Below are 16,820 nucleotides of genomic sequence, written 5' to 3'. Positions count from 1 at the left end.
CCGCCGCCCGCCGCCGCGGCGCCGCCGCCGACGGCGTCGGCCGCCCGGCGGGGGGCCCCGGCCAGGGCCGGCTCGGCGTCGTCGCGACCGTCCGCGCCCCCGTCGAGCGCCGAGACGTCGTCGGGCACGTCGCTCCCGGCGGGCGAGGAGAAGCGCCCCCGTCCGACGTACCGCGACCCGGCCGCGCCGAGACGACGCGGGTCCAGGCCGGAGAGCGGGTGGCCCTGCGCGAAGAACTTCCAGCGCGAGATGACCCGCAGCATCGGGTGCGTGAAGAGGAAGACGACGAGCAGGTCGATGAGCGTCGTCAGGCCCAGCGTGAACGCGAAGCCGCGCACCCCGCCGACCGCGAGGACGTACAGCACCGCGGCGGCGAGGAAGTTCACCGCGTCGGAGGCCAGGATCGTGCGCCGCGCGCGGTCCCACGCGCGGTCCACCGCCTGCCCGAGGGTGCGGCCCTCCCGCAGCTCGTCGCGCAGGCGCTCGAAGTAGACGATGAAGGAGTCGGCGGTGATGCCGATGGCGACGATGAGACCCGCCACGCCGGGCAGCGACAGGCGGTAGCCCTGCAGCCAGGACAGCAGCGCGATGACGCCGTAGGCCAGCACCGCGGCCACGAGCAGCGAGCCCACGGTGAGCAGGCCGAGCGCCCGGTACTGGAACAGGGAGTAGACGACGACCAGCGCCAGGCCGACGAGGCCCGCGAGCAGGCCCTTCTCGAGCTGCTCGGAGCCGAGGGTCGCCGAGATCTGCTCCTGGCTCTGCACCTCGAACGTCAGGGGCAGCGCGCCGAAGTTCAGCTGGTTGGCGAGCGTGGCGGCGGTGTCCCGGGTGAAGGTGCCGGAGATCTGCGCCTGCCCGTTGGGGATCGGCTCGTTGATGGACGGTGCCGACACGACGAGCCCGTCCAGGACGATGCCGAACTGGTTCTGAGGGCTGGCCAGCGAGACGAGGCGCTCCGTCGTGGCGGCGAACTGGCCGGTGCCGGTGCCCGTGAACTCCAGGCTCACGACCCACTCGTTGGAGGTGCCGCCGGTGGGCAGGCTGCCGAGGCCCGAGGACGCCGACTCGATCTCCGTGCCCTCGACCTCGACCGGGCCGAGGACGAACTTGGCCGTGCCGTCCTGGGAGCAGGTGACGAACGCCGCGTCCGCGGGTCCGTTGACGCCGCCGGTGAGGCTGGCGGGGTCGGTGCAGTCGAGGGCGTCGTACGCCGCCTGCACCTCGGGGGTCAGGTAGAACGCCGTGTCGCTGGGCGACGTCGGGCCCGTGGCACCGCCCTCCGCCGGCGGCGTCGCCTCGGGAGAGGGCGCCGGCGTGGCGGCGGCGGCCGTCCCCGCGCCGGTGTCGAAGGCGGCGGGGGCGATGACGGCGGAGCCGGGCTCGGCGGCCCCGGTGGTGTCGCCCTCCGTCGCGGCGCCGTCCCCGGCGTCGACCGTCGGCTCGGGCGTCGGCGTCGCCGCCGGGTCCGTGCCCTCCGTCGCAGGCTCCGTGCCGTCTGTGCCCTCCGCGCCCTCGGTGCCGGCACCGTCCGTCGGCACCGGTGCCGGCGTCGGCGCGGTGGCGGGCGTCGGGGCGCCGTAGGCGAGGACGGGGCGGAACTCCATCTGCGCGGAGGTCTTCACCAGGTCGAGCGTCGCGTCGTCGGGGCGGCCCGGGAGGGCGACGACGATGTTCTGCCCGCCCTGGCTGGTGATCTCGGCCTCGGCGACGCCCGAGGCGTCCACCCGCTGCCGGATGACGTCGATGGCCTGGGTGATGTCCTCGTCGGTCACCTCGGAGCCGTCCGTCGTCACCGGCTGCAGGATGATCTGCGTGCCGCCCTCGAGGTCGAGGGCGAGGCCGGGCGTGAAGGACGCGTCGGACCAGCGGGTGCCGGAGAGCAGCGCGCCGAAGAGGGCGACGACCAGCACCGCGAGCCCGACGAGGGACCGGGCCGGGCGGGCGTGGCGGCGGGGAGGGGCCAACGGAGGTCTCTTCTCGTGCGCGGCCGCCGCGGTGGGCGGGCGGTGGGGCGGGGCCGCGGCCCGGTCGTGGGCCGGCGGCGTGCGGGCCCGACGGGTCGCGGGGCCGCAGGGGGGCGGGCCGGCGGTCGCGCCGGCCCGCCGGGGTCAGCGCGCGGTGCCGGTCTCGGGGCCGCCGTCGCGCCGGTCGGCCTCGGGCAGGCCCGACAGGTCGTCGGGGACCTCGAGGGCGGTCGCGCCCGTGGTCGACGCGGTCGCCGTCGCGGCGGTGCCGGTCGCGCGGCGCGTGCCGTCGGGGTCGAGGTCGCGGTCGGCGTCCGTGCCGTCCGTGTCGTCGTCGTCGTACGCGTCGTCGTACTCGTCCTCGTACGCCTCGTCGTCGTCCTCGTACTCGTCGTCGTCCTCGTCCTCGTCGGTCGCGGCGGGCGGGTCGACCCGCTTCGCGATCGCCGCGCGGAGCCAGCGCGTGGGCTGCCCGGGCGTCGACTCGAGGGTGATGACGTCGCCGTCGACGGCCACGACGGTGCCGAACAGGCCGGAGCCCGTCATGACCTCGTCGCCGGGCGCGAGGTTGGACCGGAAGTTCGCCGCCTCCTTCTGCTGCTTGCGGCCGTTCCGGGTCATGAACCACAGGACGGCGCCCATGAGCACGACGATGAGCAGGAAATCCACGAGGAGGGGCTCCGATCGGGGGTGAGGTATCGGCCCGCAGTCTAGGCGCTGGGGACCCGGCCTCCCAACGACGCCGCCGCGGCGCCGGTTCCCGCGGGCCGCGTCGGCGGTGCGTCAGCCGAAGAGCGTCGACGGCCCTCCGGCCGGCGCCACCAGCCCCAGGTGCTCCCAGGCCGGGGGGAGCGCGACGCGGCCCCGGGGTGTGCGTCCCACGAGCCCCTCGCGGACGAGGAACGGCTCGGCGACGGTCTCGACGGTCTCGGGCTCCTCCCCCACCGCCACGGCCAGCGTGGCCAGGCCCACCGGCCCGCCGCCGAAGCGGCGGCACAGGGCGTCCAGCACGAGCCGGTCGAGCCGGTCCAGCCCGCGCACGTCCACCTCGAACACCTCGAGCGCGGCCCGGGCGGCGCCGAGGCCGAGCGTCCCGTCCCCGCGCACCTCGGCCCAGTCGCGCACGCGGCGCAGGAGACGGTTCGCGATGCGGGGGGTGCCCCGGCTGCGCGAGGCGATCTCGTGGGCCGCCGGGGCCGTGAGCGGGACCCCGAGCAGCCCCGCCGAGCGGACGAGCACCCGCTCGAGCTCCTCCGTGTCGTAGAAGTCCAGGTGGCCGGTGAACCCGAACCGGTCGCGCAGCGGCGCGGGCAGCAGGCCGGCCCGCGTCGTCGCCCCCACCACGGTGAAGGGCGGCAGCGCGAGCGGGATGGCGCTGGCCCCGGCCCCCTTGCCGACGACGACGTCGACGCGGAAGTCCTCCATCGCCACGTAGAGCAGCTCCTCCGCCGGACGCGCGAGCCGGTGGATCTCGTCGAGGAAGAGCACCTCGCCCTCCTCCAGGGAGGAGAGCACGGCGGCCAGGTCCCCCGCGTGCTGGATCGCTGGGCCGCTCGTGATCCGCAGGGAGGTGCCCAGCTCGGCGGCGATGATCATCGCCAGGGTGGTCTTGCCCAGCCCCGGCGGGCCGGACAGGAGCACGTGGTCCGGCGTGCGGTCGCGCTGACGGGCCGCCTGGAGGACGAGCGAGAGCTGCTCGCGCACCACCCGCTGCCCGACGAACTCCGCCAGCCGCTTCGGCCGCAGGGCCGCCTCGGCGGCCCGCTCGACGTCGTCGGCCGCGGGCCGCACGAGGGACCCGGCGCCCTCCGGGCCGTCGGCGGCCTCAGCCACGCTGCCCGCCCAGCACCCGCAGCGCCCCGCGGAGCACGCCCGCGACCTCGTCCGCGGCCACCGGACCCTCGGTCCCCTCGAGGACGGTCTCGACGGCGTCGCCCGCCGCGCGCGCGTTCCACCCGAGCCCGACGAGCGCCTCGACGACCTGCTCGCGCCCGTCCGGGGCGGCGGCGGGCCGGGCGGCCGCGGCCGGGCCCGACGGTGCGCCGAGCCGGTCGGCGAGCTCGAGGACGATGCGCTGCGCGCCCTTGCGGCCGATGCCGGGGACGCGCTGGAGGGCGGTGAGGTCCTCCCCCGCCACCGCCGCGCGCAGCCCGTCGGGGGTGTGCACGGCGAGCATCGCCAGCGCGAGGCGCGGACCGACGCCCGTCACGGTCTGCAGCACCTCGAAGACCTCGCGCTCGTCCGCCTCCGCGAACCCGAAGAGGGTCAGCGCGTCCTCCCGCACGACGAGGGACGTGTGCAGCCGCGCGGTGGCGCCCACCCGCAGGGAGGCCAGCGTGGCGGGGGTGGCCTGGACGAGGAGGCCGACCCCGCCGACCTCGACCACCGCGGCGTCGAGCCGCACCGCCAGCACCGTCCCGTGCACCGACGCGATCACGCCCGGCCTCCCTCAGCTCCTGCGGCGACCCGTCGTCGCCACCCGTCGCGGACCCGTGGCCCGACCGGGGCCAGGGTGCCACGACGGGGCGAACAGGTGTACGAACGACACACCGGCCGCGGACGCCTCAGCCCCGGCGCCGGGCGGCCTGCTCCGCCGCCGCCCAGGCGCGCTGCGCCGACGTGAGCTGCCCCGGGGCGCGCTGCGGCGCGCCGAGCGCACCGGCCGGCCGCCAGAGGTGGCAGATGGCCAGGGCCAGCGCGTCGGCGGCGTCGGCCGGGCGGGGGCGCTCGTCGAGGTCGAGCAGGCGCGTGACCATCGTCTGGACCTGCGCCTTGTCGGCGCGGCCGCTGCCCGTGACGGCGGCCTTGACCTCGCTGGGGGTGTGCAGCGCGACCGGGATGCGCCGCCGCGCCGCCGCGACCATCGCCAGCCCGGCGACCTGCGCCGTGCCCATGACCGTGCGGACGTTGTGCTGCGCGAACACGCGCTCCACCGCGACGGCGTCGGGCGCGTGCTCCTCGAGCCACTCCTCGATGACGGTGCCGATGCGCAGCAGGCGGTGGTCGACGTCGACCTCCGGGTCCGAGACCGCGACGCCCACGGCGACCATCCGCGCGCGGCGGCCGGGCAGCCCGTCGACCACGCCGAGGCCGCACCGGGTCAGGCCGGGGTCGACCCCGAGGACGCGCACGGCGTCAGCCTCCCAGCCCGCGGCGCCGGCCCCGCGGGGGCGCGCCGGGGCGCCGCCCGCCGGGCGCCCTCACTCGTCCTCGTCGAGCTCCGCCAGGACCTCGTCGGAGGCGTCGAAGTTGGCGTAGACGTTCTGCACGTCGTCGGAGTCCTCGAGCGCGTCGATGAGCTTGAGGATCCGGCGCGCGCCGTCGGCGTCGACGGCGATCTGCGTCGCCGGGTAGAAGACGACGTCGGCGGAGTCGTAGTCGATGCCGGCCGCCTGGAGCGCCGTCCGCACCGGGACCAGGTCGGTCGCCTCGGACAGCACCTCGAAGGAGTCGCCGGCGTCGTTGACCTCCTCGCCACCCGCCTCGAGCACGGCCTCCATGACGGCGTCCTCGTCCGTGCCCTCCTTGGGCACCATGACGACGCCCTTGCGGGAGAAGATGTAAGCCACGGAGCCGGGGTCGGCCATCTGCCCGCCGTTGCGGGTGAACGCCACGCGGACGTCCGAGGCGGCGCGGTTGCGGTTGTCCGTGAGGCACTCGACGAGGACCGCGATGCCCCCGGGGCCGTAGCCCTCGTACGTGATCGACTGGTAGTCGGCGCCGCCGGCCTCCTGGCCGGAGCCGCGCTTGATGGCGCGGTCGATGTTGTCGTTCGGCACCGACGTCTTCTTGGCCTTCTGGACCGCGTCGACCAGCGTCGGGTTGCCCGACAGGTCACCGCCGCCCGTGCGCGCCGCGACCTCGATGTTCTTGATGAGCTTCGCGAACGACTTCGCCCGCTTGGCGTCCACCACGGCCTTCTTGTGCTTCGTGGTGGCCCACTTGGAGTGACCCGACATGACTCGCTACCCCTTCAGCGGCTCTCGCCGACGATCTGGACGAACAGCCGGTGCACCCGCGTGTCGCCCGTGACCTCCGGGTGGAACGACGTGGCGAGCAGGGGCCCCTGGCGTACCGCGACGATCCTACCGGCGCCCGGGCCGGCCTCGACGCGCCCGAGCACCTGCGCGCGCGGCCCGACCGTCTCGACCCACGGCGCGCGGATGAACACGGCGTGCAGGGGGTCGTGCGCGCTGTCCTCGATGCCGTCGATGGTGAGGTCCGACTCGAAGGAGTCCACCTGCCGCCCGAAGGCGTTGCGCCGCACCACGACGTCCATGCCGCCGAGGGTCTGCTGGTCCGACGTGCCGTCGAGCACGCGGTCGGCGAGCAGGATCATGCCCGCGCAGGACCCGTAGGCCGGCATGCCGCCGCGCAGGCGGTCCCGGACCGGCCCGTCGAGGTCGAACGCGCGCAGCAGCTTGTCGATGACCGTCGACTCGCCGCCGGGGATCACGAGGCCGTCGACCTCCGCGAGCTCGCGCTCCCGCCGGACGGGGACGGCGCGTGCGCCGACGGCCTCGAGCGCGTGGACGTGCTCGCGCACGTCACCCTGCAGGGCGAGCACGCCGATCCGCGGGCGCGCGTCGGGGGCGGGTGCGACGCTGGGGTGGTCCTGGGTCACCAGGTCATCCTACGAGCGGGGCCCGGCGCGCGGCGGGCCCGGACGGGCGGGCGGACGTGGCACGCACGGGCGACGCACGCGGCGGGCGCGCCTCCCGTGCCGCGGCTCCGCCGTCCAAGCCCTGCGTCGTGTGCGGACGCACGATCACCTGGCGCAAGAAGTGGGAGCGCGACTGGGACGGCGTGCGTCACTGCTCGGCGGCCTGCCGGCGTCACGGGCTCACGCCGCAGGACGCCGCCCTCGAGGACGCGGTCCGCACCCTCCTGGCGGCCCGTGCCCACGACGCGACGGTCTGCCCGTCCGAGGCCGCCCGCCGGGTCGGTGGCGAGGACTGGCGCGCGCTCATGGAGCCCGCGCGGGCGGCGGCCCGGCGGCTCGTCGCCGCCGGGGAGGTCGTGGTGACCCAGGGCGGCTCCGTCGTCGACCCGTCCACCGCGCGCGGGCCGATCCGCATCCGCCGGGCCTGAGCGCCGGCAGGTCCTAGGCGCGGGGGCGTCCGCGCACCGGCACGGGGGTGCGGTCGCGGGGCACGGGGCCGGGCTGGCAGGTCGCGCACCACCACGTCCGCCGCCGCTCGGGGTCCCCGGGACGCTCGTCGACGACGCGCACGGTCGTGCCGCAGCGCAGGCACGGCCGGTGCGCGCGGCCGGAGACCCAGTGCTCCTCGCCCCGGCGCGCCCGCCCCGGCAGGACCTGCGGCGTGGTGACCTGGTACGCCCCGGCGACCGTGGCGGAGCGGCGCAGCCACGTCGCCGCGCGGTCGACCAGCGCCGGCACGTCGACCTCGCCCACCGGCGTCCAGGGGCTCGTCCCCGTGAGGAAGGCCAGCTCGTTCGCCCAGAGGTTGCCCAGGCCGGCGACGAGGCGCTGGTCGAGCAGGGCCGCGACGAGCGGGCGCGCCGGGTCGGCGGCGAGGCGTCGGACGGCCTCGTCGGGGTCCCAGTCGTCCCGCAGGGGGTCGGGGCCGAGGTGCCCGACGAGATCCGCCTCCCGCCGCGTCGGCACGGCCCGCAAGTCGTGCAGCCGCAGGCCGTACGCCGTGGTGCCCGCGTCGGTGGTCAGGACGAGCCGGACCTCGTGCCCGAGGCGCGCGGGCAGCCGTCGCCCGACGCCCGTGACGGTCCACTCCCCGTCCATGCGCAGGTGGCTGTGCAGGGTGAGGCCGCCGCTGAACCGGGTGAGCAGGTGCTTGCCGTGCGTGACGTGCTCGTCGACCGTCCGTCCGGCCAGGTCCAGCGTGGCGAGCTGCGGCACCCGCACGTCGGAGCGGACGACGCGCCGGCCGCGCAGCGAGGCGTCCAGCCGCCGGGCGAGCCGGTACACGCTGTCCCCCTCCGGCACCCGCCCATCCTCCCCCGGCGCACCTGTGGCCGCCCCGTGCGGGCAGCAAGTCGTAGGGTCGGCGCGTGCCCCGCACCATCGCCACCACCACACCCGTCGACCGCGACGCGCTCCTCGACTTCGTCCGGCCCCGCCACCACCTCGTGCTGCTCACCCGGCGCGCCGACGGGTCCCCCCAGGCCTCGCCCGTGACCGCCGGTGTCGACGGCGAGGGCCGGATCGTCGTCTCGACGTACCCCGAGCGCGCGAAGGTCCGCAACGTGCGCCGCGACCCGCGCGTGAGCGCCCTCGTGCTCTCGGACGACTTCGGCGGCGCGTGGGTGCAGGTCGACGGCGAGGCGGAGGTGCTCGACCTGCCCGGGGCGCTCGAGCCGCTCGTCGAGTACTTCCGGGTCATCTCGGGCGAGCACCCCGACTGGGACGAGTACCGCGCGGCGATGACCGCGCAGGGCAAGTGCCTCCTGCGGATCACCCCGACGCGGTGGGGGCCCGTGGCGACCGGCGGCTTCCCGTCCCGTCTCGCGGACGGCTGAGGCGTGCCCCCCGACGCCGGCGCGGGCGTCCCGGCCCTCCTCGCCGAGGCGGCGGCGCTCGACGCCGCGCACGCCGCCACCGACCTGCGCGCCCGGTTCCTCCTGCCCGCGGGGCTCGTCTACCTCGACGGCAACTCGCTCGGCGCCCTGCCCGCCGCGGTGCCCCCGGCCGTCGCCGACGCGGTGGCGCGGCAGTGGGGCCAGGACCTCGTGTCCTCGTGGAACACCCACGGCTGGTGGGACGCGCCCGGCCGGGTCGGGGACGCGGTCGGGCGCCTCGTCGGCGCGGCCCCGGGACAGGTCGTGGCGGGCGACTCCACGAGCGTGCGCCTCCACCAGGCCCTGCACGGCGCGGTGCGCCTGAGGCCCGACGCGGACGTCCTCGTCACGGACCCCGGGTCGTTCCCCACCGACCTCTACGTCACCGACGGCGTCGCGGAGCAGACGGGGCTCGAGGTCGTCCACGCCACGCCGCCGGAGGTCCCCGCGGTGCTCGACCGCCTCGCCGCGGCCGGCCGGCGGGCCGCGGTGGTGTCCCTCTCCCAGGTCGACTACCGCACGGGCGAGCTGTGGGACCTGCCCGCTCTCACGCGCGCCGCCCACGCGCACGGCGCGCTCGCGCTCTGGGACCTGTGCCACTCGGCCGGCGCCGTGCCCGTCGGCCTGGACGAGCACGGCGTCGACCTCGCGGTGGGGTGCGGGTACAAGTACCTCAACGGCGGCCCCGGGGCCCCGGCCTGGGTCTACGTCGCCGCGCGACACCTTCCCCACGTGCACAACGTGCTGCCGGGCTGGCACTCCCACGCCCGCCCGTTCGCGATGGCCGCCGGGCACGCGCCCGCACCCGGTCCGGAGCGGCTGCGCGTCGGGACGCCCCCGATGCTCTCGCTCCTCGCCCTCGAGGCGGCGCTCACGGCGTTCGACGGGGTCGACGTGGAGGACGTGCGCGTCCGCTCGCTGTCGCTCACCGCGTTCCTGCGCCGCTGCCTCGAGGCGCTCGTGCCGGGCGTGGCCTTCGCGAGCCCGGCGCAGGACGACCGCCGCGGCTCGCAGGTGGCGGTCCGGCACCCGGAGGCCTACGGGGTGGTCCGCGCCCTGGCGGCCCGCGGGGTCGTCGGCGACTTCCGGGAGCCGGACATCGTCCGCCTCGGGGTGGCCGCGCCCTACCTCACCCACGGCGACATGGCCGTCGCGGCGCAGCACCTCGCCGAGGCCCTCGCCGCCGACGAGCACCGGGACGCCCGGTGGACCGAGCGCGCCACCGTCACCTGATCCGGGTCACGCGGCCGGCGCGGCCTGCGGCACGGGCGCCGCGCACGCCGGGACGAGGGCGCCGCGCTCCTCGTCGAGCTGGTCGGCGAGGCGGTCCAGGCCCGTGAGCAGGACCTCCGGGGCGGCGGCGAGGCTCACCCGGACGAAGCCGTCGGCGGCGCCGCCGAAGGTGGACCCCGGAGCGACGGCGACGTGCCGGTCGGCGAGCAGGCGGCGGGCGAAGCCGTCCGTGTCCCGCGTGCCCACGTCGACCATGAGGTAGAAGGCGCCGTCGGGCCGCACGCACGGCACCCCGCGCGCCGCCAGCAGCGCCACGGCCGCGTCGCGCCGGGAACGGTACGTCGCCACCGCCTCCGCCACCGAGCCCTGCGGCCCGGTCACCGCCGCGACGGCGGCCGCCTGCGACACGCTCGACGGGCACGCGACCGTGGCCTCGGCGAGGTGGCCGATGAGGTCGTGCGCCCCCGCGTGCGGCACCACCGCGTAGCCCAGCCGCCAGCCCGTCATCGCGTAGGTCTTCGACAGCGTCCGGAACAGCACGACGCGGCCGTCCGTGTCGTGCACCAGGGGGCTCACGTGCGGCACGCCGAACGTGATGGCGTCGTAGCACTCGTCGGACAGCACCCACAGGTCGTGCCGGCGGGCGATCGCGACGAGCTCGGCGACGACCTCCGCCGGGTACACGGCGCCGGTGGGGTTGTTCGGGGAGTTCACGAGGATCGCGCGGGTGGCGGGGGTGATCGCGGCCTCCACGTCGGCGGGACGCGGCACGAAGCCCGCCTCCGCCCGCGCGGGGTACGTCCCCACCCGGAGCCCGGCCGCCACGGCGGCCATGCGCCAGTTCGGGAACTCCGGGTCCGGCAGCAGCAGCTCCTCCCCCGGCGCCAGCAGGGCGGAGAAGGCGAGGGCGAGCCCGTTCATCGCGCCGTGGGTGACGACGACCTCCTCGGGCGTCGTCGGCCGGCCGAGGCTGCGCGCCACCTCCGCCGCGAGCACCGCGCGCAGGGCGTCCGTCCCGATGGACGACGTGTAGCCCGTCGTGCCCGCCCGCGCCGCGGCGGCCGCGGCGTCCACCACGTGCCCGGGGGTGCGCAGGTCCGGCTCGCCGATCTCCAGGTGCAGGGCCTCCGGGTCCCGCAGCGCCAGCTCCATGAGGGTGCGGATCCCCGACCGGGGGACGCGGGCGGCGGCGGGCGAGGTCGTGGGCACGTGCGGAGGCTAGCGCCTGCACGTTACCGACCGGTACGAGACGGGCGGGCGCGCCCGACCGCACCTACTCCTGGACGAGACCCAGGTGCCGCGTGACCCCGTCCCAGCCGGCCAGGAGCGGGCGCACCAGCGCGACGAGGTCGACGGGGAACACCTCGATCTCCACCCGCGCGAGGTCGTCGAGGTGCCACCAGCGCACCTCGTCGAGGACGTCGTGCTCCATGGCCGTCCAGCCGGCACGGCTCAGCCCCTCCCCGTGCGCCTCGACGCGGGCGAGGTAGAACTCCTCGTCCTGCCGCAGGTGCGAGGCCGCGAAGTCGAACACGGCCGAGCGGGTGAGCACGGGCCCCACGAGGTCCTCGGGCGCGACGACGAACCCCGTCTCCTCGAGCAGCTCCCGCGCGGCCGCCGACCGCGAGTCCTCGCCCGGGTCGAGGCCGCCGCCGACCGTGAACCACCAGGAGCGCTCGAGCTGGTCCACGTCGTGCCCCCGCAGGAGCAGGAGCCGGTCGTCGGCGTCGAGGAGGAGGACGCGGGCGGCCCGGCGGCGCAGCACGCCGTCGGGCCCGACGACCCCGAGCGAGGTCACCAGCCGCGCTCGGCCAGGCGGTGCGGCTCGGGGACGTCCTCGACGTTGATGCCGACCATGGCCTCGCCGAGGCCGCGCGAGACCTTCGCGATGACGTCGGGGTCGTCGTGGAACGTCGTGGCCTTGACGATCGCGGCGGCGCGCTCGGCGGGGTTGCCCGACTTGAAGATGCCGGAGCCGACGAAGACGCCCTCGGCGCCGAGCTGCATCATCATCGCGGCGTCCGCCGGGGTCGCGATGCCGCCGGCGGTGAAGAGCACGACGGGGAGCTTGCCGGCGTCGGCGACCTCCTTGACCAGCTCGTACGGCGCCTGCAGCTCCTTCGCGGCGACGAAGAGCTCGTCCTCCGGCAGCGAGGTGAGGCGGCGGATCTCGGCGCGGATCGTCCGCATGTGGGTGGTCGCGTTCGACACGTCGCCGGTGCCGGCCTCTCCCTTCGAGCGGATCATGGCCGCGCCCTCGGTGATCCGGCGCAGGGCCTCGCCGAGGTTGGTCGCGCCGCAGACGAAGGGGGCGGTGAAGGCCCACTTGTCGATGTGGTGCGCGTAGTCGGCCGGCGTCAGCACCTCGGACTCGTCGATGTAGTCGACGCCGAGGGACTGCAGCACCTGCGCCTCGACGAAGTGGCCGATGCGCGCCTTCGCCATCACCGGGATCGACACCTCGGCGATGATCGAGTCGATGAGGTCCGGGTCGCTCATGCGGGCGACGCCGCCCTGCGCGCGGATGTCGGCGGGCACGCGCTCGAGGGCCATGACGGCCACCGCGCCCGCGTCCTCGGCGATCCGGGCCTGCTCGGCGGTGACGACGTCCATGATCACGCCGCCCTTGAGCATCTCGGCCATGCCGCGCTTGACGCGGGCGGTCCCCGTGGCGCGCGCGGCGGCCACGGCCTCGGACGGCGCGTCGATGACGGTGGGCTGGGCGTTCTCGGTCACGGGGGGCCTCGCTGGGTCTGTCGGCGCGCGGACGCGCAGGTCGGGGACGCGGGGCGCCGGGACGGCGGGGCACGGGTCGCCCCGTGCCGCCTCGCCGGTGCCCCTCCCATGGTAGGACCACGGGGCCCGCCGCCGGTGCGGCCTCTCAGCCGGCGGCGGGGTGGCCGAGCGCCTCGCCGAGCGCCTCGGGCAGCTCGTCGTCGATCTCGAACGTGATCGGCATCGGTGCCCGCCCGGCCAGGCGCAGCGTGCGCACGAGCACCCCGCGACGGACCCGCTGGGTCTGCGCGACGGCCTCGTTGTGGAAGCGGCGCGCCAGCTGGACGCGGTACCAGGCGGCGAGCAGGTCGTCGAGCAGCTCGTCGCCGCCGGGCTCGGCGCGGACCGCGGCCACCTCCTCCGCCTCGTCGAGGACCGTGCGCAGGGTGTTCGTCAGCTCGCTCTCGATCCGCGCCCGCTCCCGGGTGCGGGCGGCACGCTGCCCGGGCGTGGGCCGCGGCGGCACGCTCGGGGGCGGGCCCGGCCGCGGGCCGCGCCCGGGGTGGACGAGACGCTCGGCGTCCTGGTCGAGCAGGGCGCGCAGCTCCGGCGGGAGCACGACGACGGTCTCGGCGTCCGCACCGCCCGCGGACAGCGCGGCGAAGGCGGCCTCCCCGACGAGGACGGAGCTCACGGGGTCGAGCAGCCCCGAGGTGGCCAGCTCGGAGGCGGCGGTGGCGCGGCGCAGGAGCTGGGTGTCGACGACCGCCCGGGACGCCCCGACCTTGCGGTGGAGGCGGTCCAGCCGCGACGCCGCCACCCACACCGACCAGACGAGCAGGGCGCAGGCGAGGAGGACGACGACCGCGACCTCGGCTCCCGACGTCCCGTCCCCGGGGCTCACCGCGGGCCCTCCCGCGTCGCCGCGTCCGTCGGTGCCGGCGTCGCGCCCTCCGCCCAGCCCCGGCGCAGGCCGCGCAGCCGCGCACCGCGCAGGGAGGAGGGGTCCTCGCCCACCGGCGCGTCACGGCCGGCGACCACCATCTCGTAGACCGCGAGCACCCCGTCGGTGACGACGGACCAGTCGAAGCGACCGACCCGGCGCGCCGCCTCGGCCCGCACCCGCGCGCGCAGCGCGGGGTCGCCGAGCACCCGCACCAGCGTGTCCCCGAGCGCGTCGGGGTCGCCGAGCGGGAAGAGCACGCCCGTCTCGCCGTCGTCCAGCACCCGCGCGAAGGCGCCGAGGTCGCTGGCCACGACGGTCGCACCGGCGCTCATCGCCTCCACGAGGACGATGCCGAAGCTCTCACCCCCGGTTTGGGGCGCGCAGTACACGTCGACGGACGCGAGCAGGGACGCCTTCTCCTCGTCGCTCACCCCGCCGAGCAGCTCCACCGCGGAGGCGTGGTCGCCGAGGACCTCGCGCACGTCGTCCGCGTCCGTGTCCCCGCGTCCGGCGACGAGGAACCGCGCCCCGGGGTGGCTCGCGAGGACCCGCGGCACGGCGCCGAGCAGCACGTGCAGCCCCTTGCGCGGCTCGTCGAGGCGGCCGAGGAAGGCCACGGTCGGCCGCTCGGGGGTGCCCACCCAGCGCGGGTCGGGCCGGGCCGCGGCGAACGTCTCCGTGTAGACGCCGTTGGGGAGGACCACGGCGTCCCCGCCCATGTGCTCGACGAGGGTGCGGCGCGCGTCCTCCGAGACGGCGATGCGCGCGGAGATCTTCTCCAGGGACTGCCGCACGAGGGGGTAGGCCATCTGGAGCGAGCGCGAGCGCTGGAGCGCCGTGTGGAAGGTGGCGACGACCGGGCCGTCGGCGATCCAGAGCGCCAGGAGGCTGAGGCTCGGCGTGACGGGCTCGTGCAGGTGCAGCACGTCGAACTCCCCCGCGGCGAGCCAGCGACGCACCCGGGCCGCGGCCACCGGCCCGAAGTTCATGCGGGCGACGGCCCCGTTGTAGCGGACGGGCACGGCGCGCCCGGCCGCCACCATCCACGGGGGCACCGGCGTCTCGTCGTCGGCCGGGGCCAGCACGGAGACCGTGTGCCCGCGCGCGAGGAGCGCCTCGGCGAGGTCGCGGACGTGGAACTGCACGCCGCCCGGCACGTCGAAGGAGTACGGGCAGACGATGCCGACCCGGAGCGGGCGGTGGGGCCGGGGGTCCCTCATCCGGCGGCTCCGCCCGTGCCCGTGCGCCCGCCGGTGCGCTCCCCCGTGCCGCCCCCGGCCGACCCCGCCCGCACCGCGGCGTCCCGCGCCGGGTCCAGGTCCTCGACGAAGACGCGCTGCAGCATGTGCCAGTCCTGCGGGTGGCGGCGGATGCCCTCGGCGAGGGCGTCGACCCAGGCCTGGGTCAGCGCGCGGACGCGCTCGGCCCGCTCGGTGCCCGCCGGCACCGCCAGCGCGGGGCCGAACGCGACGACGAGCCCCCAGGGCGAGCGCGCGGCGCGGCGGCGGGCCCCGGTGAGGCGCTCGTAGTGCAGCACCACCGGGTGCAGCGACGCCCCGGTGCTGAGGGCGAGCGCGGCGGGGCCCGCGGCGACGCGCGCCGGCCGGCCGGCCAGGTCCACCTCGACGCCCCGCGCCGTGAGGTCGCGGTCGGCCAGCAGCGGCACGAGGCGGCCCCCGCCCCGCACGGCCCGCACGAGCCCGCGGAAGACGTCCTCGCCCCCGGTGAGCGGCAGGATCTCCATGCCGAGGCCCTCGCGGAATGCCAGGAACTCGGCGAACACCTCCGCCGGCTCCAGGCGCTCGGCCACGGTCGTGACGGGTCCGAGGTGCCGCGTCGCCCAGGCGCCGGCGAGGTCCCAGTTGCCCAGGTGCCCCAGGGCGAGCACCACGGAGCGTCCCTCCGCGAGGTGCCGCTCGACGTGCTCACGGCCCTCCGCGCGCACCCGCGCGGCCAGGACGTCGGCGGGCCAGTGCGCCAGGGCGAACGCCTCGCCGAAGTAGCGCAGGTAGGACCGCATCCCCGCGCGCGCCAGGCGGCGCACGCGGGCGGGGGCGAGGTCGGGGCGCACACGGGCCAGGTTGGCCTCGAGCCGGCGCACGCCGGCGCCCCGCCGCCACCAGGTCACGTCGGCCGCGAGGGCGCACGCGCCGCGCAGCAGCGGACCCGGCACGCGGCCGGCCCACCGCCAGGCCAGGGCGTAGGCACGGCCGGCGTCCGGGCGGCTCACGCGGTGCCTGCCGGCGGCACGGGCCCCGCCGGCCGGGCGGCGCGGGCCTGGCGGTGGACCGTGGCCATGCGCTGCCCGACCGTGACGGCCGCGGCCACCGCGAGGAGGCCGAGGACCACGGTGAGCACGACCGGCGGCAGGCCGAGCCCCACGAGCCCGACGGCGACGAGGGCCACGACGAGCCGGTCCGCCCGCTCCGCGATGCCGACGGCCGCCGTCATGCCCAGGCCCTCGGCGCGGGCGCGGGCGTAGGGGACGACCGAGCCGAGCACGAGGCAGGCGAGCGCGACGAGCGCCAGGGGCTCGTCGTCGCGACCGACGGCCCACAGCAGCACCCCGGCGAAGATCGCCCCGTCGGCGAGGCGGTCGAGCGTCGAGTCGAGGAACGCGCCCCACGGCCCCTGACGCCCGGACAGCCGCGCCATCGTGCCGTCGAGGGCGTCCGTCAGCGCGAAGGCGCCGATGAGGACCGCACCGAGCAGCAGGTGCCCCGTGGGGAACGCCCACAGCGCCGTGACGACGACGACGAGTGTGCCCGTCACGGTCACGGCGTCCGGCGAGACGCCCGCGCGGAGCAGGGCGCGGGCCAGGGGGGTCAGCAGCGCGGTGAGGAACCCGCGGAGGTGGTCGAGCACGCGCCCTCAGCCCTCCGTCGGCCAGGCGGCCGCCAGCCGCTCCCGCGTGTCGGCCAGCAGCTCGGGCAGCGCCCGGCTCCGGCCCACGATCGGGAGGAAGTTCGCGTCGCCCAGCCAGCGCGGCACGACGTGCTGGTGCAGGTGCGCCGCGATGCCGGCCCCCGCCACCTCGCCCTGGTTCATGCCCAGGTTGAAGCCGGCCGGGCGGGCGACCGCGCGCAGGACGCGCATCGCCGTGCGGGTCAGCGCGGCCACCTCGTGCGTCTCCTCCTCCGTCAGGTCCGTGTAGTCGGCGACGTGCCGGTGGGGGCACACGAGGAGGTGGCCCGTGTTGTACGGGTAGAGGTTGAGCACGACGTACGCGCTGCGCCCGCGCGCCACGACGAGGCCCTCCGCGTCGTCCCCGGCCGGCACCCGGCAGAAGGGGCACCCCTCGCCGGCGCCGGCGTCCGGCGGCTTGTTCTCGCCACCGATGTACGCCATCCGGTGCGGGGTCCAGAGCCGGTCGAAGCCGTCGGGCACGCCGGGACGCCCGGCGGCCGTCTCCACGACCGGGC

Annotated in this window: 19 protein-coding genes; 3 read left to right on the top strand and 16 right to left on the bottom strand. The window is 77.0% G+C overall.

Annotated features, from left to right (window positions below):
* The 7 genes from secD to pdxT all read right to left on the bottom strand — a co-directional run.
* Positions 1-1,967 (bottom strand): protein translocase subunit SecD (secD, locus tag EJA20_RS07765; protein ID WP_129337579.1); only part of this gene is annotated, 1,967 nt, incomplete at its 3' end.
* Positions 1,968-2,111: 144 nt separating this feature from the next.
* On the bottom strand, positions 2,112-2,636 hold the full coding sequence (gene yajC, locus EJA20_RS07760; RefSeq protein ID WP_240675188.1) for a preprotein translocase subunit YajC: 525 nt from the start codon (positions 2,634-2,636) through the stop codon (positions 2,112-2,114).
* A 114-nt stretch (positions 2,637-2,750) separates the two neighbouring features.
* Complete coding sequence (gene ruvB, locus EJA20_RS07755) at positions 2,751-3,800, bottom strand: Holliday junction branch migration DNA helicase RuvB (RefSeq protein WP_129337578.1); 1,050 nt, start codon at positions 3,798-3,800, stop codon at positions 2,751-2,753.
* Entirely contained in the window at positions 3,793-4,404 is a 612-nt protein-coding gene (ruvA, locus tag EJA20_RS07750) for a Holliday junction branch migration protein RuvA (protein WP_129337577.1), read from the bottom strand. Before ruvA ends, ruvB begins: the two co-directional genes overlap by 8 nt.
* A 127-nt stretch (positions 4,405-4,531) precedes the next feature.
* Positions 4,532-5,098 carry a crossover junction endodeoxyribonuclease RuvC gene (gene ruvC / locus EJA20_RS07745; protein WP_129337576.1) on the bottom strand — a complete coding sequence of 189 codons (567 nt, stop codon included), beginning with the start codon at positions 5,096-5,098 and terminating at the stop codon, positions 4,532-4,534.
* Between the two features lie 69 nt (positions 5,099-5,167).
* Positions 5,168-5,926, bottom strand: a complete 759-nt coding sequence (locus tag EJA20_RS07740; RefSeq protein WP_129337575.1) for a YebC/PmpR family DNA-binding transcriptional regulator — start codon at positions 5,924-5,926, stop codon at positions 5,168-5,170.
* 14 nt (positions 5,927-5,940) lie between these two features.
* Positions 5,941-6,591, bottom strand: a complete 651-nt coding sequence (gene pdxT / locus EJA20_RS07735; protein ID WP_129337574.1) for a pyridoxal 5'-phosphate synthase glutaminase subunit PdxT — start codon at positions 6,589-6,591, stop codon at positions 5,941-5,943.
* Positions 6,592-6,647: 56 nt separating this feature from the next.
* On the opposite strand from pdxT, the gene EJA20_RS07730 reads away from it, so the two are divergent.
* Entirely contained in the window at positions 6,648-7,058 is a 411-nt protein-coding gene (locus EJA20_RS07730; protein ID WP_129337573.1) for a DUF2256 and DUF3253 domain-containing protein, read from the top strand.
* 13 nt (positions 7,059-7,071) lie between these two features.
* Here the strand turns inward: EJA20_RS07730 and EJA20_RS07725 are convergent, their stop codons facing one another.
* Entirely contained in the window at positions 7,072-7,932 is an 861-nt protein-coding gene (locus EJA20_RS07725) for a DNA-formamidopyrimidine glycosylase family protein (protein WP_129337572.1), read from the bottom strand.
* A gap of 65 nt (positions 7,933-7,997) precedes the next feature.
* Here EJA20_RS07725 and EJA20_RS07720 point away from each other — a divergent pair, with 65 nt between their 5' ends.
* Together EJA20_RS07720 and EJA20_RS07715 are read left to right on the top strand one after the other, a co-directional pair.
* The gene (locus EJA20_RS07720; RefSeq protein WP_129337571.1) at positions 7,998-8,465 is read left to right on the top strand and encodes a PPOX class F420-dependent oxidoreductase; all 468 of its coding nucleotides are present in this window, start codon (positions 7,998-8,000) and stop codon (positions 8,463-8,465) included.
* A gap of 3 nt (positions 8,466-8,468) precedes the next feature.
* Positions 8,469-9,737 carry an aminotransferase class V-fold PLP-dependent enzyme gene (locus tag EJA20_RS07715; RefSeq protein WP_129337570.1) on the top strand — a complete coding sequence of 423 codons (1,269 nt, stop codon included), beginning with the start codon at positions 8,469-8,471 and terminating at the stop codon, positions 9,735-9,737.
* 6 nt (positions 9,738-9,743) lie between these two features.
* Here the strand turns inward: EJA20_RS07715 and EJA20_RS07710 are convergent, their stop codons facing one another.
* The 8 genes from EJA20_RS07710 to EJA20_RS07675 form a co-directional block, all read right to left on the bottom strand.
* A complete protein-coding gene (locus tag EJA20_RS07710) occupies positions 9,744-10,946 on the bottom strand; it encodes a pyridoxal phosphate-dependent aminotransferase (protein ID WP_240675183.1) in 1,203 nt (400 codons plus the stop codon).
* Positions 10,947-11,010: 64 nt separating this feature from the next.
* Positions 11,011-11,535 carry an NUDIX hydrolase gene (locus tag EJA20_RS07705; RefSeq protein WP_240675181.1) on the bottom strand — a complete coding sequence of 175 codons (525 nt, stop codon included), beginning with the start codon at positions 11,533-11,535 and terminating at the stop codon, positions 11,011-11,013.
* Positions 11,532-12,425 (bottom strand): pyridoxal 5'-phosphate synthase lyase subunit PdxS, encoded by an 894-nt coding sequence (pdxS, locus tag EJA20_RS07700; protein WP_420836415.1) that lies wholly within the window; start codon positions 12,423-12,425, stop codon positions 11,532-11,534. Before pdxS ends, EJA20_RS07705 begins: the two co-directional genes overlap by 4 nt.
* Positions 12,426-12,618: 193 nt before the next feature.
* Positions 12,619-13,356, bottom strand: a complete 738-nt coding sequence (locus EJA20_RS07695; RefSeq protein ID WP_129337569.1) for a hypothetical protein — start codon at positions 13,354-13,356, stop codon at positions 12,619-12,621.
* Complete coding sequence (locus EJA20_RS07690) at positions 13,353-14,618, bottom strand: glycosyltransferase family 4 protein (protein ID WP_129337568.1); 1,266 nt, start codon at positions 14,616-14,618, stop codon at positions 13,353-13,355. Before EJA20_RS07690 ends, EJA20_RS07695 begins: the two co-directional genes overlap by 4 nt.
* On the bottom strand, positions 14,615-15,628 hold the full coding sequence (locus EJA20_RS07685; protein WP_129337567.1) for a phosphatidylinositol mannoside acyltransferase: 1,014 nt from the start codon (positions 15,626-15,628) through the stop codon (positions 14,615-14,617). The genes EJA20_RS07690 and EJA20_RS07685 overlap by 4 nt, the downstream gene beginning before the upstream one ends.
* A complete protein-coding gene (gene pgsA / locus EJA20_RS07680; protein ID WP_129337566.1) occupies positions 15,625-16,263 on the bottom strand; it encodes a phosphatidylinositol phosphate synthase in 639 nt (212 codons plus the stop codon). Before pgsA ends, EJA20_RS07685 begins: the two co-directional genes overlap by 4 nt.
* A gap of 6 nt (positions 16,264-16,269) precedes the next feature.
* Positions 16,270-16,812 (bottom strand): HIT family protein, encoded by a 543-nt coding sequence (locus tag EJA20_RS07675; RefSeq protein ID WP_240675193.1) that lies wholly within the window; start codon positions 16,810-16,812, stop codon positions 16,270-16,272.
* Between the last annotated feature and the right edge of the window lie 8 nt (positions 16,813-16,820).

The sequence above is a fragment of the Cellulomonas endophytica genome (genome assembly GCF_004123805.1).
Taxonomy (GTDB): domain Bacteria; phylum Actinomycetota; class Actinomycetes; order Actinomycetales; family Cellulomonadaceae; genus Cellulomonas; species Cellulomonas endophytica.
This window is presented reverse-complemented; position numbering and strand designations above follow the sequence as displayed.